The sequence below is a fragment of the Sediminitomix flava genome, from assembly GCF_003149185.1.
Classification (GTDB): Bacteria; Bacteroidota; Bacteroidia; order Cytophagales; family Flammeovirgaceae; genus Sediminitomix; species Sediminitomix flava.
Window position 1 is genome coordinate 1 of the sequence record NZ_QGDO01000006.1, and the last position, 21281, is coordinate 21281.

Sequence of the window (21281 nt, forward strand, 5' to 3'; positions counted from 1 at the left end):
TTCACCTCTTCCCATTCCGCACAGAGCAGTTAAGCCCTACCGCGCCGATGGTACTGCCGTAACAGGTGGGAGAGTAGGTCATTGCCAACCTTATTCAAATAGCAAATGCTACAAGCGAAAGCTATAAACAAAAGCTCAGTTGACACAAGATGTTAGCTGAGCTTTTTTGTTTTATATATACCTGATCTTTTAGTTTTCTTATTAAACTATAAGTCATGTTTTTTTAGCTTTATCATTACTTTAGATCAACAGGTTAGATAAAGTAATTCGATTACTTTTTAGCTCAATACTTAGATAAATAAGCACTGAAATCTACTTTTAGGAACAATTTTTCCTAAAAGATGAAAAATTACACTTAAGCGTTTAACTTTATTAGCAAGTCTTTTGGATTAAACACATATATCTATAGTTTTGCACTTGGAATCCCTGAATGTGATTTAAATCATTCAGAATAGTTCCATTTTTTGTCTTATAAAATTTGAATGATATTCTAATACTTTATAAGGCAAAGGAGAAAGTAAGTTCATATTGAAACAAACTATATTAGAATGTCAAATCTTGGTAAGATTACTCAGGTTATCGGACCGGTAGTTGACGTGAGCTTCGAAGGAGGCCAACTGCCTGCCATCTATAACGCTTTGTCTGTTAAGAAAACAGACGGTACTGAAGTGATCCTTGAGGTACAACAGCACTTAGGTGAATCAAGAGTGCGTACGGTTGCAATGCAAGGTACTGAAGGGTTGAAAAGAGGAGTGGATGTATTAGACCACGGCGCACCAATTTCTGTCCCTACGGGAGACGAGGTTAGAGGACGTCTTTTCAACGTAGTAGGTGAGTCTATTGATGGGTTAGAAACTCCTAAGTCGGAGGTCACTTTACCGATTCACAGACCTGCTCCAAGCTTTGACCAGCTTTCAAACTCTACTGAGATCCTTAATATTGGTATCAAAGTAATTGACTTGTTGGCTCCTTATCCTAAAGGTGGTAAGGTAGGTCTATTTGGTGGTGCTGGTGTTGGTAAAACTGTATTGATTCAGGAATTGATCAACAACATCGCTAAGGCTTATTCTGGTATCTCTGTATTCGCCGGTGTAGGTGAAAGAACTCGTGAAGGTAATGACCTTTTGAGAGAGATGCTTGAGTCTGGTATCATCAAGTATGGTGATGAGTTCATGGAGAGCATGGAAGAAGGTAAGTGGGAATTGGATAAAATTGACAATGAGAAATTGAAAGAATCTCAGTGTACAATGGTATTCGGTCAGATGAACGAACCTCCAGGTGCTCGTGCGCGTGTAGCACTTACTGGTCTTACTCTAGCGGAATACTTCCGTGATGGTGATGGTGAAGGACAAGGTCGTGATATCCTTTTCTTCGTAGATAACATCTTCCGTTTTACTCAAGCAGGTTCTGAGGTATCAGCCCTTCTAGGTCGTATGCCTTCAGCGGTAGGTTACCAACCAACGCTTGCTACTGAAATGGGTGCAATGCAAGAGCGCATTACTTCTACAAAGAGAGGTTCTATTACATCGGTACAAGCGGTATACGTACCTGCCGATGACTTGACTGACCCTGCTCCGGCAACAACTTTCGCCCACTTGGATGCTAAGACAGTATTGAGTCGTAAGATTACTGCAAAAGGTATTTACCCTGCGGTAGATCCATTGGATTCAACTTCTCGTATCCTTACTCCAGATATCGTAGGTCAAGAACACTACGATGTTGCACAAAGAGTAAAAGAGATCATCCAACGTTACAACGAATTGCTTGATATCATTGCAATTTTGGGTATGGATGAACTTTCAGAAGAAGATAAAAACGTAGTACACCGTGCTCGTCGTGTGGAGAGATACTTGTCTCAACCATTCCACGTAGCAGAGCAGTTTAACGGTATGCCAGGTGTATTGTGTGATATCAAAGACACTATCAAAGGATTTAAAATGATCCTTGACGGTGAACTTGATCACTTGCCAGAAGGTGCTTTCTTGTTCGTAGGAGCAATTGAGGAAGCTATCGAGAAAGGTGAGAAAATGCTTGCTGAAGCAAAATAAGACAAAACAATATAAGACTAGGGAAAGAGTAGTAAACTCTTTTCCTATTCTTTTGCCTTTAAAATCTGATCATTATGCATTTAGAATTGCTAACTCCGGATACTAAAGCTTTCGACGGCGAGGTAGAATCTGTAAAGGTTCCTGGTTCAAGAGGTACTTTCGAGATCCTTCACAATCACGCTGCAGTAGTAAGTACTTTGGTAAAAGGTGAAGTACGCATCCTTTCAAAGGCCAAAGGAGATCAGGTCTTTACCATCGATGCTGGTACGGTAGAAGTGTTGGACAACAAAATTGTTGTTTTAGCAGAATCTATCATCAATGAGTAATAAATCTTTTTCTTCCTAAAATGGGAGGCAAAAGTATTTTATATAAAAAGCGATATAGGAGAAGTCCTGTATCGCTTTTTTATTTTAAAGGAAAACAAGATAACCTCTCTTCTGTGTTGTTTTGATAATAAGTAGAAAAATATTGAGAAATGTGTGAATACTTATCTCTTCTAATTTTTAGATGTAGATTTGCAGAAGGTAATATGATTTTGTAGAATGCGCATTTCCAAATTCATAATTGAAAGCAGAAGTACTGAAAAGTTGTAATTGATATGAAGTTTGAACTAGATGCAAAGTTTAAACCGATGGGTGATCAGCCGAAAGCCATCGAGACTTTAGCTAAAGGAATTGAAGACGGAGAGGAATCTCAAGTTTTGTTAGGGGTTACAGGTTCTGGAAAGACATTTACAATGGCAAATGTGATTCAGGAGGTGCAACGTCCTACACTTGTTTTGAGTCATAACAAAACTTTGGCGGCACAGCTTTACAGTGAGTTCAAACAGTTTTTTCCAAATAATGCTGTTGAATACTTCATTTCATATTACGACTATTATCAGCCCGAAGCTTACATTTCAACAACGAATACTTATATAGAGAAAGATCTTTCGATCAATGAAGAAATTGAGAAGCTTCGATTGGCAGCTACTTCTGCGTTACTTACAGGAAGACGAGATGTAATTGTGGTAGCCTCGGTTTCTTGTATTTATGGTATCGGAAACCCAGATGAGTTCGGGAAAAATGTATTGAAAATAAAGGAAGGAGATATCATCACTCGAAATCAAATGCTCTTTGGTTTGGTGGACATCCTTTATGCAAGAACAGATGCTGAGTTCAAACGAGGGAATTTTAGAGTGAAAGGAGATACAGTAGATGTTTATCCTGCCTATGCAGATTTTGCTTACCGTATCTATTTCTGGGGAGATGAGATTGAACGAATTCAACGAATTGAGCCTGAAACAGGAAAGAAAATTTCTGATGAAAAAGCAATTACAATTTTTCCTGCAAACCTTTTCGTAACAGGAAAAGATACTTTACAACAGTCAATCTATGAGATTCAAGATGATTTGGTTGAACAGATTAAATTCTTTGAATCAGAAAATAGAATGGCTGAAGCAAAGCGAATCAAAGAACGTACAGAGTTCGATTTAGAAATGATGCGTGAACTAGGTTACTGTTCGGGAGTAGAGAATTATTCAAGGTACTTTGACCGAAGAAAGCCTGGACAGCGCCCTTTCTGTTTGCTCGACTATTTTGCGGATGATTTCATTTTGATGATTGATGAGAGTCACGTGACTTTACCACAAATCAGAGCAATGTGGGGAGGTGACCGTTCACGAAAAGTATCTTTGGTTGATTATGGATTCCGTTTGCCATCAGCATTGGATAACCGACCGCTTACTTTTAATGAATTTGAAAGCTTAGTAAATCAGACTGTTTTTGTGAGTGCTACACCAAGTGATTATGAACTTCAGAAAACAGAAGGTGTAGTAGTAGAGCAAGTAATTCGTCCGACAGGATTACTTGATCCAGAAATTCAAGTTCGTCCTACGCTCAATCAGATTGATGATTTGATGGAAGAAATTAATCTGACGATTGAGAAAGGAGAAAGAGTATTGATAACGACCTTGACCAAAAGAATGGCAGAAGAGTTAACGAAATACTTTGAACGAGTGAATGTAAAAGCGAGATATATTCACTCCGAAATCAAATCTTTGGAGCGTGTTGAGATATTGAGAGATCTTCGATTGGGACTTTTTGATGTATTGGTCGGAGTCAATCTTTTGAGAGAGGGACTTGATTTACCAGAAGTTTCTTTAGTGGCAATTATGGATGCCGATAAGGAAGGTTTCCTTCGAAATGAGAGATCATTGGTACAAACAATTGGTCGTGCTGCTCGTAACTCAGAAGGAAGGGTAATCATGTATGCTGATAAAATTACGAAGTCAATGGATAAGGCAATTAGTGAGACTAATCGACGTCGTAAGATTCAGATGGCATATAATGAAGAACATGGTATTACCCCAAAAACTGTGAAGAAGAATATCGATATGCTAGATCAAAGTCCTGCTGAAAGTACAACATCGAAAGAAAGTACTTACTATGAAGAGCCAACTCCAACGGTTGCTGCAGATCCTGTAGTAGCTTATATGAATTTAGATCAGTTGGATAAATTAATTCAGCAGACAAAGAAGAAAATGGAGAAGGCTGCAAAAGATTTAGACTTTATGGAAGCCGCTCGTTTGAGAGACGAGATGTTTGAATTGGAAAAACTGAAGAAGAAACAAGCTAGTAAATAGATGAGAGCGATAGGTAAATTAACATTGTGGAGCATTACTCTTTTGCTATTGTTCTCCTCGTGTCAGAATGATATTAATCAAAGTGAGAAAGTAGTTCTTGACGAGACTCTAGGTGAGTTAAGTTTAGAAAATCAAGATGAGCGTTCTCTAGCTTATTTGAATAGTTTACTTGATGAGCAAGGAGATCGAACAGCTCAGAACTATTATCAACGAGCGAGAATTTTTTTAGCTCAAGAGCAATATCAACGTTCAATGGAAGATATCCAGAAGGCAATTGATAAATCGCCGAATGAAGGGAAATTCTATTTCGTACTAGGGAAATTACAGTATCAGAAAGGTTTATATAAAAAGGCCTTTGAGGCCATTCAAAAATCAGAAGCATTTGGTTATCGTCACCCCGATAATTTTACAATTGAGGGAGTGGGTACTTATGAAGAAGGAAATCACGAACTAGCATTGACATTTCTGAAGCAATCAGATATTCTTCATGACAACGATAGTGTTACTTATTTATACCTTGGGCTGATTTATCAAGAACAGAACGATACTACTCAAGCAATGCCGATGTTTAGAAGAGCTGCACAATTTAAGTCATTGGAAGCTCAAGCTTACGGAAATATGCAGTTGACCTATAATAGCCTCAGGCAACCATATAAATCGTTAAGTTTATTGGAAAACCTAGATGAGCAAACAAGGAATAATTCCGAAGTTATCTGTCTTCAGACTGCAAAAGCGTTGGAAATGATTGGGAGGAGGGATAGTGCCAATGTTTGGTATGGCAAAGTTTTAAAGCTTAATCCAGGACAATGGGATGCCCAAGAAAAATTAGGCGAATATTATTATCAGAGAAGGGATATGGAAGTAGCTGCAGAAATTTATGCAAATGCCATTAAAACCAATCCTGAGAAAGCCTTACCTTATTTTAAATTGGGAGTCATTCAAGAATTCTACAAAGCCAATATTGATAGTGCTCAATCTTTATTTATAAAAGCAGCTAAGCGTGATACATTAGATAGCTCAATTCAGATGGCCGTTCGTAGAATTGATAAAAAAGTAAGTAGAAGGAATTATTTTAGAGATAATCCTGAAGCTTTGGTGAGGTATAGGGCAAGGCAGAAAGCAAAGCAAGATTCTATTCAGAAAGCTCAACAAGCAACTCAAGTAGTTACAGAAGAGGAATAATAGAAAAATGAAAATCTCGATTGATCGTTCTTGAATCAATCGAGATTTTCTTCTTTAGGACTTAAAGAAAAACGGATGTTTCTCTCCAGGCCTTCTAATTTTGTTCTTTTTACAGCAGACTTTCTAAAAATCTCATTGAATACCTCTCTTGTGATTTCTTGCCAATCTTCTTTTTTCATTTGTGAAAGCTGTTCATGGGGCAGAAATTCGGATGTAGAATGTGGCTTTGAGAAACGATTCCAAGGACAAACATCTTGACAAGTATCGCAGCCAAAAATCCAATTGTCTGTTTTTCCTTTAAATTCTGATGGTATATTATCTTTTAACTCAATAGTCAGGTAGGAAAGACATTTACTTCCATCAACCACACCTTCTTTTACAATTGCATCAGTAGGACATGCATCAATACATCGTGTACATCTTCCGCAGAAATCTTTGGTAAATGGAGTATCTGCTTCTAATTCTAGATCAAGAATAAGTTCAGCTAAAAAGTAGAAACTCCCATTTTGTTTACTGAGCAGCAGACTGTTTTTTCCAATCCATCCCAATCCACTTTTTTGTGCCCAAGCACGCTCCATTACGGGTGCTGAGTCTACAAAAACTCTTCCGTCAACTTCACCTATTTCGGCTTGAATGTCGTCTACGAAAGTTTTGAGTTTATCTTTTATAATAAAGTGGTAATCCTTGCCGTAGGCGTATTTAGCAATCTTAAGTTCGTTTTCTTGAGCAAGGTCTTTTTCAGGATAATAGTTGAGCATTAGCATTACAACAGACTTGGCTCCGGGAACAAGTTTTCTAGGATCAAGACGTTTATCGAAATGGTTTTCCATGTAGCTCATTTTGCCATGCATTCCTTGCGTCAACCATTTTTCCAAACCTTGAGCTTCTTCTTCTAAAAAGTCAGCTTTTGCAATACCACAAAAGTCAAAGCCTAATTCGTTGGCTTTGTGTTTTATCCATTCTGTTCTTTTTCTAAGCTGATGATTCATTGTCTAATTCCCTTCAAAACAATCACAAAATTACGAAATGTAATTGGGATTAGAAGTCTTACTTAGCGGTTGATAACCATTTTGGTGCTTGAAAAAATGAAGATGAAGGGAAATGGTCATGAAACCCAGGAAGGTCTTGAAAAGGTGCTATCGTTTCGGGCATTGAAAGATGACGGGTATGTCGAGACTCAGTAGTTAGGCAAAAGTCGGTAAGTAGGTAATGTTGGCTAATCACTTTTTCTTGCTGATAAAAACTAGCTGAATCCGCAATATAAGAATATGCAAGTAGCCCAAAGAGGAAAATACTTTCTAAACCCAAAAACCAAAATAACTTTTTCCTTAACATTGCTTGTTTGTCTTTATCTGAGAGGTAGTTGTCTTGATAAAACAACCTTTAAACAAAATTACACTCTATACGTTTAATATGCCTGTGTAAGATTCTTTTTTAGAATCTTAGAAGTACATTGAAAGTGAATTATTAAGACTGTTCAACTGTTCATAGTAGTGCTTCGCCCAAGCTCATTTAGGAATATTAGGGAGGTAAAAGTAGCAATTACATAATAAAACTAATCTTTTTCTAAAGAATAAAAAGAAAACTTGTTCCAAGTATAGGGATTGGGTAATTTTAAAATTGTTAATGTTGTGTAAGTTCCAAAGTGTTTTTGTACCGAATCGGACTTATAAAATGTTACGAAGAAGAGAATAGGTAATTTCTGGAAATATAATAGCAAGAATTATGATCATGAGCACCCAAGAAGAAATTGAAGTTCTAGAACTAGATGAGACCGAGATTGATTCTTCGCTCAACCGAGAGTTGATTGTATATAATGATGATGTTAATACTTTTGAGCATGTGATCAGTGCTCTTGTAGACATTTGTAATCATACTTCTCATCAGGCAGAACAATGCACATTGATAATCCATTATAAAGGAAAATGTGCTGTGAAAAATGGAACATTCGATGAATTGGCTCCAATGAGAAATGCGATCTGTGACCGAGGTATTTCTGCTGAGGTTTTGTAAAGATTTGAATTTCAAATTATAATAATTGCCGTATTTGACTTAAAAACTGAGACAGATACGGTATTGTATTTTTAAATAAACGTAAAACAATACAAATGAACTTTCCTTCTAAACTTGTAGAAGATGCCGTAATGGAGGTGGCCAAATTACCTGGGATAGGGAAGAAAACGGCTTTAAGATTAGTTCTTTTCTTACTTCGTGAGGAGAAAGATACTACTGCTGATCTTGCTTCTGCTCTAGTAAAACTTAGAGAGGAAATAAAGTATTGTGTGAGGTGTCACAATGTATCAGATCAAGAACTTTGTTCTATTTGTAGCAATAAAGGGCGAGACGAACAAGTGATTTGTGTGGTTGAAAGTATTACTGATGTGATGGCAATTGAAAACACATCGTCTTACAATGGACTATATCATGTTTTAGGAGGTGTCATTTCTCCAATTGAAGGAATTGGGCCTACAGACCTAAACTTAGATCATCTCATCGAACGTGTAAAAGAAGAAAAAACATCAGAAATAATATTGGCGCTAAGTGCTTCAATGGAAGCAGATACGACTGCTTTTTATATTACACAAAAGTTGAGTATCTTAGGCGTTAAAGTTTCAACTATTGCGAGAGGAATCCCAGTTGGTAGTGACTTGGAACACACCGATGAGGTAACTCTTGGACGAAGCATACTAAGCAGAGTAACATATCAAACGCAATAACTATGTTTGACTAACACCAAAAAATCATATGGAGCAGATATTCAATTATAAGTCTTTATATTCCTTTTTCTTGGTATTCTTTATGAGTATAGGTATTACTCTTGCGCAAACTAGTGTGGTTGATCAAGTGGGGAAAGCAATGAAAGCGCACGATGCATCTTCAATTACATCATTGATGGCATCTAAAGTAAAAATTAATATAAAGAATCAGAAAGGAGAGTACGATCAGAAAGGAGCTGAAGCGATCTTAAATAATTTCTTCAAAAATTATCCTCCATCATCATTCCAATATCTTCATAAAGGAAATGATAGTAGTGTACAAGCTTACACCATCGGAAGATATAAATCTGATAAAGGTAGTTTTCGAGTCTATGTATTGATCAAAGATGGAAAGATAGATACATTAGATTTCAAAGAAGAAGGGTGATCTTAAAAGATCACCTTTTTTAATTCAGTCTCTTTTGGTAGCAAAAAAGAACCTCTATTTTTGCAGTCATATCATTTGGAGACTTTTTTTCTGTTTAAAAATTTAGGTTGTGAAATACGATTACTTAACGAAAGAAGCCATTGAAGCCTTTATTAAAAGTGCTTTAGAAGAAGATATACAATCAGGAGATCATTCGACTTTAGCCTCTGTACCAGCAGATGCTAAAGACAAAGGGCAGATCTTGATGAAGGATGAGGGAGTTATTGCTGGTTTAGAAATGGGGCAATACATTTTTGAACAGGTAGACCCAAACTTAAAAGTCGAGATACATTTTAAAGATGGTGATCTTGTGAAGAAAGGAGATGTGGTGATGAATATCGAAGGCTCAGCACGTTCTATCCTAATAGCAGAAAGACTTGTCTTGAACTGTATGCAACGTATGAGTGGAATTGCTACGCATACACGCAAAATTGTAGACTTATTAGAAGGAACAAAGACACAAATTCTTGATACCAGAAAAACAACACCTAATTTCCGAATGATGGAAAAGTGGGCTGTGAAAATTGGTGGAGGGAATAATCATCGATATGGATTGTTCGATATGGTCATGCTTAAAGATAATCATATTGATTATAGCGGAAGTATCACAAAAGCAGTTCAACAAACTCAAGCTTACTTGAAGGAAAATAATCTAGATCTTGAAATAGAAGTAGAAACTAGAGATTTAGATGAAGTAAAAGAAGCTTTGGAAGTAGGAGGAGTAGATGTAATCATGCTTGATAACATGGACTATGATACCATGAAGACTGCTGTTCAGATGATTGATGGAAAATGTCGTACTGAAGCCTCTGGAGGAATTACTATTGATAAGGTAAGATCTGTAGCTGAATGCGGAGTCGATTTTATTTCATTAGGAGCACTTACGCACTCAAGTGGTATATTGGATATCAGTTTAAAAGCGGTAAAATAAAAAATCATCTTTCTAAGAAGAGATTTTAATAATCAAGGATCACAAAAGTCATTCAGATTGCTTTAATTTGTGTTTTGATTACGAAAAACGTATTGACATTTAGTATAGGATTGTTTTAAGATGATTATTAAGACTAAAAAATATCAGCTGGAAACACAAACATTCGTGAAGTTGGGAATGGAGAGTATTCTCAAACAAACGTGGTGGGTGTGGTTTATTCCTGTCGCAATTATGCTTATTCCTATCTTCGTAGAAGGTGCTTTAGGATGGTGTATCGGAATTGCATTGACTTTGAGTATTCTTTATGTATTGTTCTGGTGGATTCAGTTTACTGGAATGACGCAAATGGAACAGAATAAGGTGTTATTTGAAAAGCTAGCTTACGAAATTGACAGTCGTCAAATTATGATGAAGCTAAATGCAAAACAAGGAATGCCAATGGGCTGGGATAAAATTACAAAAGTAGAGAAGAGAAAAGATGCTTTTGTACTTTATATGAGTAGAGTTCAGTTTATCCATTTGCCATTCAGAGTTTTCAAGAATGAGAATGACATCAGATTCATGGAAGCTATTTTGAAAAGAAAGAATTTTCTAGCGGCATAATTAAGTACTGAAAAGGTATAAAAAAACTTCTGGAGTAAATGAACTTCAGAAGTTTTTTTATGTAGTAGCTGGCGGGCTATCATTATGCTTTTTGCCAGTGGTAAAATCAATGTTAGACGGAAATTGACCTTTTCTTCCTGACGCCTCCCAAATCCTTCGATAAGTGTCAAAAACCTCTGCATTTGCTTTACTTTTTGTAGCCCAACCTTCTAAGGCAGAACGTTCCTCTATGGTACATTCACCTGCGAAATATCTGGCAACTAATCGCAAATTATTCATGCTTAAGGTTTTAAAGTTTAAGAAACTAAAACAAAGAATAGTCCAATAAGATGGACTGTCTACATTAATACGATCAATTTAGATTCCTTTAATATATTAAATATTATGCTTTCTAATCCAAAAAGGGAGCAGATTCCAATGATTACATTGGAATAATTCAATTTTTTTACTGTTTAATAGATTAAAAAGTGGTGAAATTGATCGTTTAGAAATGATTTTGTCCTGTTTCCCTAAAATGAATTGAACCTCTATGCCATTTGAATTTATATATTCAGACAAGGATATGTTATCTATGCGAAAATCAAAATAATACAACCAAGTTGATTGTACTTTTTTTAAATGATTGATGTTAGAGCCAATTTCAAGTCCAAGTTTACGAGTGTTTTTATCTAAAAAGAATAAATGTTTTACAGTCTGTTGAAATAGATTCTGTAGTAAACTAGAGTTGATGAAATAATCAAATAGGTATTTACCAGATTTATTACCAGCTAAAAAAGAGAATAACACATGATTTCTTATGCCATCTGGGGCTATAAGGGTGACTTTTTGTATATTTAAAATTCGTAAGCTTAAAATTTTAAGGCAAGGTCTTGCCCCGATTGAGAAAGCAATCAATTCGAGAGAAGGGCTTTCTAAGCTTACCCAATACTGTAAGATCTGTTGAAGCCATTCTTCTTGGGAATAAGGTTTCAAGTTGCCTCCATGATATGCGAGGTCAAAACAATGAAAGCTTTTGTTTGGATATTTCTTAGCTAAATTTTTGAAGACTCTGTGGTCTTGACCAAAACCATGAAAGCACCATACATGGTGTTCACCTTTGCCGTAAATATGGCAAAATAAGTCTCTTCGTAAATGCGTTTCTTGGTTATGCATATAGATTCTTCAAACAATTTTGCGTGTCACTGAGTTGGAAAGAAGTAATCACAAGGGAGCTACTGCTTATTGCACTTAAGCGAATTTAACAGATTCTTTATAGTATATCATTTTAAATATATGCTTCTGTAAAGGTGTTTCAATAGAATTTCGCCAATAGGAACTCTCTCAATGAAATCTTTTTAATACAAAAAGAGGGAAAACCAATTGCAGCTATGAGTACATATTCTATTCGAGATCTAGAGTATCTCACGGGCGTTAGAGCCCATACAATAAGAATTTGGGAACAAAGATATGACATCATATCTCCAAAAAGAACAGATACAAATATCCGATACTATGATTCGGATGATTTGAAACATATGTTGAACATTTCTTTGCTAAATAATCACGGTTATAAGATATCTAAGATAGCCAAGATGAGCAAAGAAGAGGTTTCACGTACTGTTTTCGAAACGATGAACTCTCAGAGAGGAGACTCGCAAGAAGATCAAATCAGCAGTTTGACAATTGCGATGGTGGACTTGAATGAGGATCGTTTTGAAAAGGTCGTGTCAACAAGCATTTTGCACCTTGGTTTTGAGGCTACAATGCAGCAAGTAATTATTCCATTCTTGGTGCGTATTGGTTGTCTTTGGCAAACAGGTTCAATCTCGCCTGCTCAAGAACATTTTATTACTAATCTGATCAGGCAAAAACTTTTAGTGGCTATTGATGGTCAGTGTCCTGATTATTCAGAATCGCACAAAAGAGTATTATTGTATTTGCCAGAAGGTGAAATGCATGAGCTAACACTTTTATTTGCCTATTATTTAGTGCGTTCTAGAGGACATAGAGGATTTTACTTCGGACAAAATTTACCAGACGATGACTTGAAGTCGGTGGTTGATTTGGTGAATCCTGATATGATTTTGACCGCTCTTACTTCAATTCCAAAAATTGAGTGTGTTAAGAAATACATCAATATGCTCAAGGAAACTTATACTGAAATACCTGTATTGTTATCTGGTTCTCAAGTATTAGGTTTAGAGTTAGACCTTCCTTCAAACTTCCAGATCATTCCTAATTTTGATACATTCACTGAGATCTTAGAAAATTTTCATTCGAATAACTCTTAAAATAAGCCAATAAGCACTGCAATAATTTATTATTATGTAATTTCGGGAATCTTATAAACTGTCTTTGTAGGATGGTTTGATGCTTTGAGAAGGCAAGAAAAATATTATTTGATGAAGCGTTTTTTTCGAGTTACAAGCAGTATTTATTTTATTCTTTTCTTTGGAGCTTGTGTAGAGTGTGACCCTGTGAGCTTTCCTGGAAATGAAGCCCTATTGAAATTTGTAGATGCAGGAGAAGATATGGATGATACTACTATCCCAGCTCTTGATATACAAGTAGAGAGTATCCGTACTGAAGATGGGCGTGAAGTTTCTTATAATGCTACAGCTGGAGCTTACTTTTTACCTCTCAACCCAGAGGATACCATCAGTAGTTTTATAATAGAAGTGGCAGGAGCCAATGGCGTGGATAGTCTTCCGATTGTCTACAATCAGCAACTGATAGTTCAAGGTCCAGAATGTACTGCATTTGAGCAAATCAATAAATTAAGGTTTTCTTTTCTGACAGAAGAAGGCGAAAAGGTTCAGTCTTCTACAATTGACTACGACACTGAGAGTTCACTGGATTCTTCTGTTGTATTGATGAGTGGTCTTCAGAATAATATAGTTGATCCTAACATCGCTGTATTTGTAACGACTACAGGTGTAGCAACGAGTAATAAAAGATTAAATATTGGCTTCTTTGATAGTACTACTGGAGAAGCTGTCGATCAATCATTTGAAAGTATTTTTGCAAGTAATGCAAATAAAGAACTTAGTAGATCGGGCAATTCGGAAGTATTTCTAGATCTTGTTACAGATGCTTCTGGCGAAACCATCACATTTTCTAGATCAGGTGAAGAGCAAGTGATTAATATTTCATATGCTCAGAATACATTTATGATTGATGTAATTGATGATAATGAGACAGAGGCTACGGTAATAGATGGCATAAGTAAAATACGTTACCTAAATATTATACCAGATGGAGAAGATGAAGATGGTGACCCTATTTTTAGGTTTGAACCAGAAATTGAAGCTGATTTAGATGGTGCATTCTTTTCGCGTATAGAAGTGGTTACTGATCGTTTGCTTACAAATGCATCTGAGGTAGAAGTGAAGTTATTTATCAATTAGTCCGTATTTTTTGATTTTATATCCTAGCGTTTATGCAGTTCAATAAATATAGTCTCATTCTGTTTTTAGTCTTTTCTCATTTTGTCGTCAATGCTCAAGAAGTAATTGAATGGGATAAGGGTAAACCACAGACTTTAACAGATAATGAGCATGTAGATATAAAAGTAGAGTGGCCAAAGGTTCCAATTCTTGGGGTTCGTTTAGGAACGGAAGTTGTTGGACCAGCTACTTCAGTATTAAAATCGGGTTTTACTTCCTTTGAAATAGCCGGAGAACTTCTTTTTAGAAACCGTTTCTTTTTGAGCTTAGAATATGGAAACACTGATGTTACCCGAGATGATTTAGATACGGAACAGACTATTTTTCCTGGAGATATCCAAAACCCAAGTAAGGCTACTTACACATCAAATGGGAATTATTTTAGAATAGGTCTTGATTATAATTTCTTGCATAGGTCGTCAATTAATGATGCTGTCACTTTAGGTTTTAGATATGCGCAGTCAAGTTTTGATCAGTCTGCTACGGTATTTTCTGAAGGCAATGATTTTTGGGGACAACCTCCTGGATTCAGAACTTTTGAAGATAAAAACCTTAGTGTAAAATGGTTTGAAGCGGTAGTCGGCTATAAAATTATGGTCGTAAATAATTTATACATTGGAGCATCTCTCCGATTTGCGGTACTTTTGGATGAACCACAAAATCCGAATGTGACACCAAATGATATTCCGGGTATAGGTTATTACAACGGGGACGATAGCAAGATTAATCTCAATGGTTATATCGCATATCGAATCCCTATAGGTAAGCCTAAAGTTACTTATACCGAGAAGAAGTAAGACAAAAAGCAGACTTAGGTTCTGCTTTTTTGCTTTTATTGAAGATCAATTTTTCATTCAAAGTTGATTTTCTATCTTATGTAAGATTTTTTGTACAAATCCACTTTTCAGTCCTAATTCGAGATTAATGATTGCGAAAACTTTTGGTAGTAGTGTTTTGGGTGTCAATGCGTCTATGATAACCATAGAAGTGAATGTATTGAATGGCACAGGGTTTTATATGGTTGGACTACCAGATAATGCAATTAAAGAAAGCTTTCATAGAGTAGAGTCAGCCTTAAAACATGAGGGGTTTATTATCCCTAGACAGAAGGTTGTCGTTAATTTAGCTCCTGCCGATATTAGAAAAGAAGGCGCTGCATTTGACCTTCCGATAGCCCTAGGAGTAGCAAAAGCATCTGGGCAGATTCATACCGAAGATTTAGACAAATATGTCATTCTTGGAGAATTGTCACTAGATGGAAAACTTAGACCTGTCAAAGGAGTATTACCCATTGCGATAGAAGCTCGAAAAAGGGGATTAAAAGGATTTATTTTACCTAAAGAAAATGCACATGAGGCAGCAATCGTAAATGAGCTGGATGTCATTCCTGTAGGTAGTTTACAGGATGCGATTGACTTTGTAGAAGGAAACAAAACGATCGCACCACTAAAGGTTGATACAAGAGAATTATTCTTTGACACACAAGGTGATTACTCAGAAGATTTTGCTACAGTTCAAGGGCAAGAAAATATAAAAAGAGCATTGGAAATAGCTGCTGCAGGAGGACATAATGTGATTATGATTGGCCCTCCGGGTGCAGGTAAGACGATGTTAGCTAAAAGATTACCAAGTATTTTGCCACCTCTAGATCTTTATGAAGCTTTGGAAACCACAAAGATTCATTCAGTAGCGGGGAAATTAGGAGATGATGCGGCACTTATTTCAAGAAGACCTTTCAGAGCACCTCATCATACTATCTCTGATGTAGCACTCGTTGGTGGCGGTGGTAATCCGATGCCAGGAGAAATCTCGATGGCTCATAATGGGGTACTATTTTTGGATGAATTGCCAGAGTTTAAACGCACTGTTTTGGAGGTCATGCGTCAACCTTTGGAAGAAAGAATGGTGACGATTTCAAGGGCGAAAGTATCAGTTGATTACCCTGCTAATTTTATGCTGATAGCGAGTATGAATCCGTGTCCGTGTGGGAACTTGAATCATCCCGAAAAAGAATGTGTATGTGCTCCTCCAACTATTGAACGTTATTTGAATAAGGTAAGTGGCCCTTTAATGGATCGTATTGATCTGCATGTAGAAGTCACGCCTGTGTCATTTGATGAAATGACTTCTGACCGAAAAAATGAGAGTAGTGAAGAAATTCGAGAACGAGTAATTTCTGCAAGAGAACGTCAGAAAGAGCGTTTTAAAGAGGTTACAGGAGTTCATTCCAACGCAATGATGGATGCTGAAGATTTGAAAGAAAATTGTCAGATTGATACAGTGAGTAAGGCATTACTAAAGTCTGCAATGGAAAAGTTAGGGCTTTCAGCAAGAGCTTATGCTAGAATTCTAAAAGTAGCTCGTACGATTGCAGATTTAGCAGGAAAAGACCAAATTATGGCGGAGCATATAGCCGAAGCTATTCAATATAGAAGTTTAGATAGAGCTGATTATTTCAAGTAGAATTCTTTTGATGAAGAAGTGTTGCCTGTGGGGTTGAAAGCGGAGATAAGCTCATTTTTTTAAATTATTGAGTCCCAATAAACCAAATAATAGTGGAGCACGTTTTAAAAACTTTTCAGAAACGGCTGACAAATTTGAACAGCCGAAATCGTACTATTTTTTTAGGTAAACTCTACAAAAAGCAGTTTCTAGACATTCATGCTTTAGATCATCTGTTGGGGAAACCCTCGTTTTTTATCATAGAACAACTTCTGAAAAGTAATAAACGCTTCGCAATCTCTGAGTTGATTGACAACAGAGATGAAGATACCAATAAAGTGAGTCAGCTTTTAAAAGGTATCTATAGAACTGAGCGATTGATTTATGAGGAAAGAGGAGCTAAAGATCTCTATTTGGGCGCTCTGTTTGTTGAAGGAAAACTGAAAGATGGGACAATTATTCGTGCACCATTTATCTTTTTCCCTGTTCAGTTGCAAATAGAAAATGGAAAGTGGTATCTCAAAAGAAGGGAGAATGTAGCTATATCTTTCAACAAGACATTCCTACTTGCTTACAGTCATTACAATCAAGTTCCATTGGAAAAAGACTTAATTGATTTTGACTTTGACAGAATGCCAACCGATCCCAAATTATTTCTTTCAGAACTTTATCAACTTCTTGAAGAATCGGGCTTATCTATTTATTTCTCTCAAGATATTTTATCAACACGTTTAAAGACTTTTAGCGATAAGAAGAAAAGTGATATAGACCTCATCTACAAGTTTGGAGAGGTTCGTTTAAAGCCACAGGCTGTATTAGGACTTTTTCCTCAGGCAGATTCTTATTTGATGCCCGATTATGAAGAGCTTTTAGATGATGGAAACACTAGAGATCTAGAAGACTTTTTTATTTCTGCCGAAGAGTTAAGAAACCGTCCGGGAGTCAGAGAAACAATGGTTCGAAAGGCTCAAAATGAAGAAGAATTATTCACACCTTTTGCTATTGATGCATCTCAAGAACGAATTCTGAAAGCTGTAAAAAGTGGACATTCTTTAGTTGTTCAAGGCCCTCCTGGTAGTGGAAAGTCACAACTGATTTGTAATATGGTAGCCGATGCGATTGGGAAAGGGAAAAACGTATTGGTTGTTTGTCAGAAGAAAGCGGCACTTGATGTTGTTTACGATCGTCTGGCACAAGAACAGTTAAGTGACTTTGTTGCAATGATCTCTGACCATCGGAATGACAGGAAACAGACTTATGAGAAAGTAAAGCATCAGATTGACCAATTGGAACATTTTCAGCTTGAGAATAATAGCTTGGATGCGATTTTTTTGGAAAGAGAGTTTTTAAAGGTTAGTCGAGAAATTGATCAAATTGTAGAGAAATTACAGGAGTTCAAAGAGGCTCTGTTCAATGATAATGAATGTGGAAAGTCTCCAAAAGAGCTTTATTTATCATCAAATCCTTATAAAAGACATATCATTTTAAATGGGCTATTTGACCACTTTCACTTCAAAAATTACGAGAATTTTCGTACAAAATTATCAACCTATATAGATTATGCAATTGTACTAGAAGCAGAGTTTTACCCTTGGAAAGATCGAATTTCCTTTAAGGATTTTGATACAGAAGATTACATAAAACTGCTTGAAATCGTACGCGAAATAAAACCTCGTCAGCAACAACTCTCAAGGGCGTTGAAGGACGTGCTTAATGTTGAGTTTGATCTAGATGATTGTGTTTGGTTGGCTGATAGAAAGCCCCAAGTGGAGAGTTGGTTAGCTGTTTTAGAAAATCCGCAAGATTTTGCATTATTCCGTAAACTGACAGCTTCAAAAGTAACCGTTCAAGAATTGGAAAAAATCCGATTCAGACTAGAAAAAGCTTATGGAGAAGAAGGAGTTGAGGCGACCTTACCACAAGAAGATTTAGGGAAGTGGCAAGAGATTTTAGAGAGTACGTTGAACATCTTTAAATCTTGGGATAGACGTTGGCGTTGGAAGATGTTCTCCAAAGAGAAGCAAGCTGTTTACAGACTTCTTGAGGCAAATCAGCTAGAGGCTACAGAAAAAGATATTCGATTGTTGATGCAGAGAATCGATAATCGAATGAATTTAGAACATATACTTAGTAAACTCAGAAAACTGCATGAAGCATTTGATATTCCTAAAACATTTGAACTGTCAGTATTAACCAAGTGCATCGATAATTACATTGAGGTTGTAAGAGGGCTTGAATTATACCGAGAGTTGAGAAAAGCATTACAGTTTCTAGATCTCAATGAACTCAGCTATTCTAAAATAAAAGAGAAAATAGAGCGAGCATTTGAGTTGGTAGGTTCTATACCTCACCTGAAATCTCATTGGATGCATTGGCTAGGTAAAAACCAAATGAGTCGGATTCTCACGGGCGCAATGCCTGCTGAAGATTTTATTGAAGCTCTACAACGCGACTTCGATAAGCTCTGTGCTTTTGATAAAATGAAAGCAGATTTATATCATTTTGAAGAAGAAGTGATTTCTGCTTTAGAAGATAAGTTAGGTTTCTTTCATCTTGAAAAAACAGTAACTCTTTTTGACAATAGCATTCATCTCAGTTGGGTTAAATATTTGGAAGCAAAATACCCTATTCTACGAGCTGTATCGAGTGGTGAAATAGAACAATTAGAAGAAAGGCTACAAAAGCTTACAGCCCAAAAACAGAAACTTTGTGGGGATATCGTTTTACTTCATGCACGTGAAAGAACGTATAATGATGTTCAGTTTAACCGCTTGAATAACAGAGTTACTTACCGAGATTTGTACCATCAAGTCAATAAGAAACGTCATGTTTGGCCTTTGCGAAAACTGATATCTTCTTTCTCTCACGAGTTGCAAGATTTGATACCGTGTTGGCTGGCATCCCCCGAAGCTGTATCTGCTTTATTTCCACTTGAACAATATTTTGACCTTGTCATTTTTGACGAAGCATCTCAATGCTATGCAGAGAAGGGTATTCCTGCAATTTATAGAGGAAAACAAGTTGTTATTGCAGGAGATAGTCAGCAGCTGCAGCCATTTGATTTGTACAGAAGCCGATGGGAGGAATTGGATGAATCTGAAGAGGTCGATTTTGAACTAGAAGTTGAATCGCTTCTCGATTTGGGAACAAGGTATCTTTCTCAGTTCAATTTAAATGGACATTACAGAAGTCAATCAGCTGATCTTATTGCATTCTCAAATAAATACTTTTATAGCAATATGCTTCAGTATGTACCTTCTAGGCAAAGTAGTACAAAAACTTCCTTAGCGTATATCTATCTTTCTGAAGGTATTTGGGAGAAGCAACGCAATTTCTTAGAAGCTCAAGAAGTTGTATCACAGGTCAAAACTCTAATTGAAGAAGGAGAAAAAAGTATTGGTGTTGTAACTTTCAATTATCAGCAACAAGAGTTGATCAGAGACTTATTGGAGGATGCTAAAATTGCATTGCCAACTGAGTTGTTCATCAAAAATATTGAAAATGTACAGGGAGATGAAAGGGATTTCATCATATTCTCGATAGGCTATGCAAAGAATACCAGAGGAACTGTTCAAGCTAATTTTGGTACCCTAAACAGGTTGGGTGGAGAAAACCGTCTGAACGTAGCGATAACAAGAGCTCGTAAAAAGATTTGTGTGGTAAGTAGTTTGTTACCGCATGAATTACATGTTGACGAAACAAAACATGAAGGACCAAAACTATTAAAAGCATATTTAGAATATGTTTATGACATCGCCAATGGAAACTTGAAAGTGAATGATATTCAACTGAATCATACGACAAGATATTCTAAGAGTTTGAAAGATGTACTGCAACAAGAACTCGAAGGAAAATCTTTCGATTTAAGTTTAAGTTATGCTGATCTTGTGCCCAATGATTTGGAGTCAGATAAGGTAATTTTGACAGATGATAATTTATTCTTTGATAGTATTTCAGTCAAAGATGCCCATGTATATCAGATAGATATGTTAAAAACAAAAGGTTGGTCTTGTAAGAGGTTCTATACAAGAAACCAATGGATTAATCCTGACAATCAACGATCATTACTTAGTAAATTCTTTTCTGAATAATTTTTTTCCCTTCTATTTATCTATATAAGGTGTTTTTTACACTTTTCTCTTCTAAAAAAGAAAATCTGAAATAAAATATTATGCATGCATAACAAATTTTTATATATTTGATTTGTGCGAGGTAGTAAGATACCTCCAAACGACCAACTAAGAACAGTCTATTTAAGTCAGTCAGACTAACAATCAATTAGAAGTGGATGAATGCATATCAGAGTGAAAAACAGAAGAAATCGATCGACTTTAGCATAAAAGCGACATGGTTAGCGATTTCGAAGATGTATAATGTGCTTGGGGGAGATTATGATATAACTCACTCGACTGGATTTGTACTATTGAATATTGATAAAGAACATGGTACTCCTGCAACCAAGATAGCTCCGATGATGGGGATGGAAGCAAGAAGCTTGACGCGAATGCTCAAGACCATGGAAGAGAAAGGCTTTATCTACCGAGAGGCAGATGAGCACGACCGAAGAAAAGTAATGATCAAATTGACAGAAGAAGGACGTCGTAGACGTGAAATGTCAAAACAAACGGTAAAGGTATTTCAGGGCAGAATCAATGACGTAGTAACGGACAGAGAGATGCAGAACTTCTTCAAAGTGATCGATAAAATACATGGTGTGATTAACCATCAGCAATCTATGTTGCAGGAAATTCAATCAAACTTAGCCCTTAAAGGGATTAAAGACGAAGATTTAAAGAAGGCCTAGTGCTCGACTTTTTATACACATGCTATTACCAAGGCTTAGA

Annotated in this window: 19 protein-coding genes and 1 rRNA gene; 16 read left to right on the plus strand and 4 right to left on the minus strand. The window is 36.4% G+C overall.

The genetic code is table 11. The annotated features are described in order from the left end of the window. The 5 genes from rrf to BC781_RS19040 form a co-directional block, all read left to right on the plus strand. A 5S ribosomal RNA gene (gene rrf / locus BC781_RS19020) occupies nucleotides 1–90 on the plus strand; the annotation flags it as partial. A gap of 458 nt (nucleotides 91–548) precedes the next feature. Beyond that, nucleotides 549–2048: a F0F1 ATP synthase subunit beta gene (gene atpD, locus BC781_RS19025; RefSeq protein ID WP_109620829.1), complete on the plus strand. Its 1500-nt coding sequence runs from the start codon at nucleotides 549–551 to the stop codon at nucleotides 2046–2048. Between the two features lie 74 nt (nucleotides 2049–2122). Beyond that, nucleotides 2123–2374: an ATP synthase F1 subunit epsilon gene (gene atpC / locus BC781_RS19030; RefSeq protein WP_109620831.1), complete on the plus strand. Its 252-nt coding sequence runs from the start codon at nucleotides 2123–2125 to the stop codon at nucleotides 2372–2374. A gap of 272 nt (nucleotides 2375–2646) precedes the next feature. Beyond that, a complete protein-coding gene (gene uvrB / locus BC781_RS19035) occupies nucleotides 2647–4671 on the plus strand; it encodes an excinuclease ABC subunit UvrB (protein ID WP_109620832.1) in 2025 nt (674 codons plus the stop codon). Beyond that, nucleotides 4672–5853, plus strand: coding sequence for a tetratricopeptide repeat protein (locus BC781_RS19040; RefSeq protein ID WP_109620834.1), 1182 nt, complete (start codon nucleotides 4672–4674; stop codon nucleotides 5851–5853). Nucleotides 5854–5888: 35 nt separating this feature from the next. Here the strand turns inward: BC781_RS19040 and queG are convergent, their stop codons facing one another. After that, nucleotides 5889–6842: a tRNA epoxyqueuosine(34) reductase QueG gene (gene queG, locus BC781_RS19045; protein WP_109620836.1), complete on the minus strand. Its 954-nt coding sequence runs from the start codon at nucleotides 6840–6842 to the stop codon at nucleotides 5889–5891. 58 nt (nucleotides 6843–6900) lie between these two features. Then, on the minus strand, nucleotides 6901–7188 hold the full coding sequence (locus tag BC781_RS19050; RefSeq protein ID WP_146201734.1) for a hypothetical protein: 288 nt from the start codon (nucleotides 7186–7188) through the stop codon (nucleotides 6901–6903). A 396-nt stretch (nucleotides 7189–7584) separates the two neighbouring features. On the opposite strand from BC781_RS19050, the gene BC781_RS19055 reads away from it, so the two are divergent. From BC781_RS19055 to BC781_RS19075, 5 genes are all read left to right on the plus strand, one after another. After that, the gene (locus tag BC781_RS19055) at nucleotides 7585–7866 is read left to right on the plus strand and encodes an ATP-dependent Clp protease adaptor ClpS (protein ID WP_394342341.1); all 282 of its coding nucleotides are present in this window, start codon (nucleotides 7585–7587) and stop codon (nucleotides 7864–7866) included. A gap of 95 nt (nucleotides 7867–7961) precedes the next feature. Further along, entirely contained in the window at nucleotides 7962–8570 is a 609-nt protein-coding gene (gene recR / locus BC781_RS19060) for a recombination mediator RecR (protein WP_109620842.1), read from the plus strand. Nucleotides 8571–8598: 28 nt separating this feature from the next. Beyond that, nucleotides 8599–8997, plus strand: coding sequence for a DUF4783 domain-containing protein (locus BC781_RS19065; protein WP_109620844.1), 399 nt, complete (start codon nucleotides 8599–8601; stop codon nucleotides 8995–8997). Nucleotides 8998–9106: 109 nt separating this feature from the next. After that, nucleotides 9107–9967 carry a carboxylating nicotinate-nucleotide diphosphorylase gene (nadC, locus tag BC781_RS19070; protein WP_109620845.1) on the plus strand — a complete coding sequence of 287 codons (861 nt, stop codon included), beginning with the start codon at nucleotides 9107–9109 and terminating at the stop codon, nucleotides 9965–9967. A gap of 120 nt (nucleotides 9968–10087) precedes the next feature. Next, a complete protein-coding gene (locus tag BC781_RS19075) occupies nucleotides 10088–10570 on the plus strand; it encodes a YcxB family protein (protein ID WP_109620847.1) in 483 nt (160 codons plus the stop codon). 57 nt (nucleotides 10571–10627) lie between these two features. Here the strand turns inward: BC781_RS19075 and BC781_RS19080 are convergent, their stop codons facing one another. After that, nucleotides 10628–10849 (minus strand): hypothetical protein, encoded by a 222-nt coding sequence (locus BC781_RS19080; RefSeq protein ID WP_109620849.1) that lies wholly within the window; start codon nucleotides 10847–10849, stop codon nucleotides 10628–10630. Nucleotides 10850–10945: 96 nt separating this feature from the next. Next, complete coding sequence (locus BC781_RS19085; RefSeq protein WP_109620851.1) at nucleotides 10946–11722, minus strand: alpha/beta hydrolase family protein; 777 nt, start codon at nucleotides 11720–11722, stop codon at nucleotides 10946–10948. A gap of 215 nt (nucleotides 11723–11937) precedes the next feature. Between BC781_RS19085 and BC781_RS19090 the strand changes: the two genes are divergently transcribed. The 6 genes from BC781_RS19090 (at nucleotide 11938) to BC781_RS19115 (ending at nucleotide 21241) form a co-directional block, all read left to right on the plus strand. Continuing rightward, nucleotides 11938–12840 carry a MerR family transcriptional regulator gene (locus BC781_RS19090; RefSeq protein ID WP_109620853.1) on the plus strand — a complete coding sequence of 301 codons (903 nt, stop codon included), beginning with the start codon at nucleotides 11938–11940 and terminating at the stop codon, nucleotides 12838–12840. Between the two features lie 111 nt (nucleotides 12841–12951). Beyond that, nucleotides 12952–13956 (plus strand): hypothetical protein, encoded by a 1005-nt coding sequence (locus tag BC781_RS19095; RefSeq protein WP_109620855.1) that lies wholly within the window; start codon nucleotides 12952–12954, stop codon nucleotides 13954–13956. Between the two features lie 32 nt (nucleotides 13957–13988). After that, entirely contained in the window at nucleotides 13989–14792 is an 804-nt protein-coding gene (locus BC781_RS19100; protein WP_109620857.1) for a DUF6048 family protein, read from the plus strand. Between the two features lie 127 nt (nucleotides 14793–14919). After that, nucleotides 14920–16458 (plus strand): YifB family Mg chelatase-like AAA ATPase, encoded by a 1539-nt coding sequence (locus BC781_RS19105; RefSeq protein WP_109620859.1) that lies wholly within the window; start codon nucleotides 14920–14922, stop codon nucleotides 16456–16458. Between the two features lie 92 nt (nucleotides 16459–16550). Then, a complete protein-coding gene (locus BC781_RS19110; RefSeq protein WP_109620861.1) occupies nucleotides 16551–20528 on the plus strand; it encodes an AAA domain-containing protein in 3978 nt (1325 codons plus the stop codon). Nucleotides 20529–20725: 197 nt separating this feature from the next. Next, nucleotides 20726–21241 carry a MarR family winged helix-turn-helix transcriptional regulator gene (locus tag BC781_RS19115; RefSeq protein ID WP_109620863.1) on the plus strand — a complete coding sequence of 172 codons (516 nt, stop codon included), beginning with the start codon at nucleotides 20726–20728 and terminating at the stop codon, nucleotides 21239–21241. The last annotated feature ends 40 nt before the right edge of the window (nucleotides 21242–21281 follow it).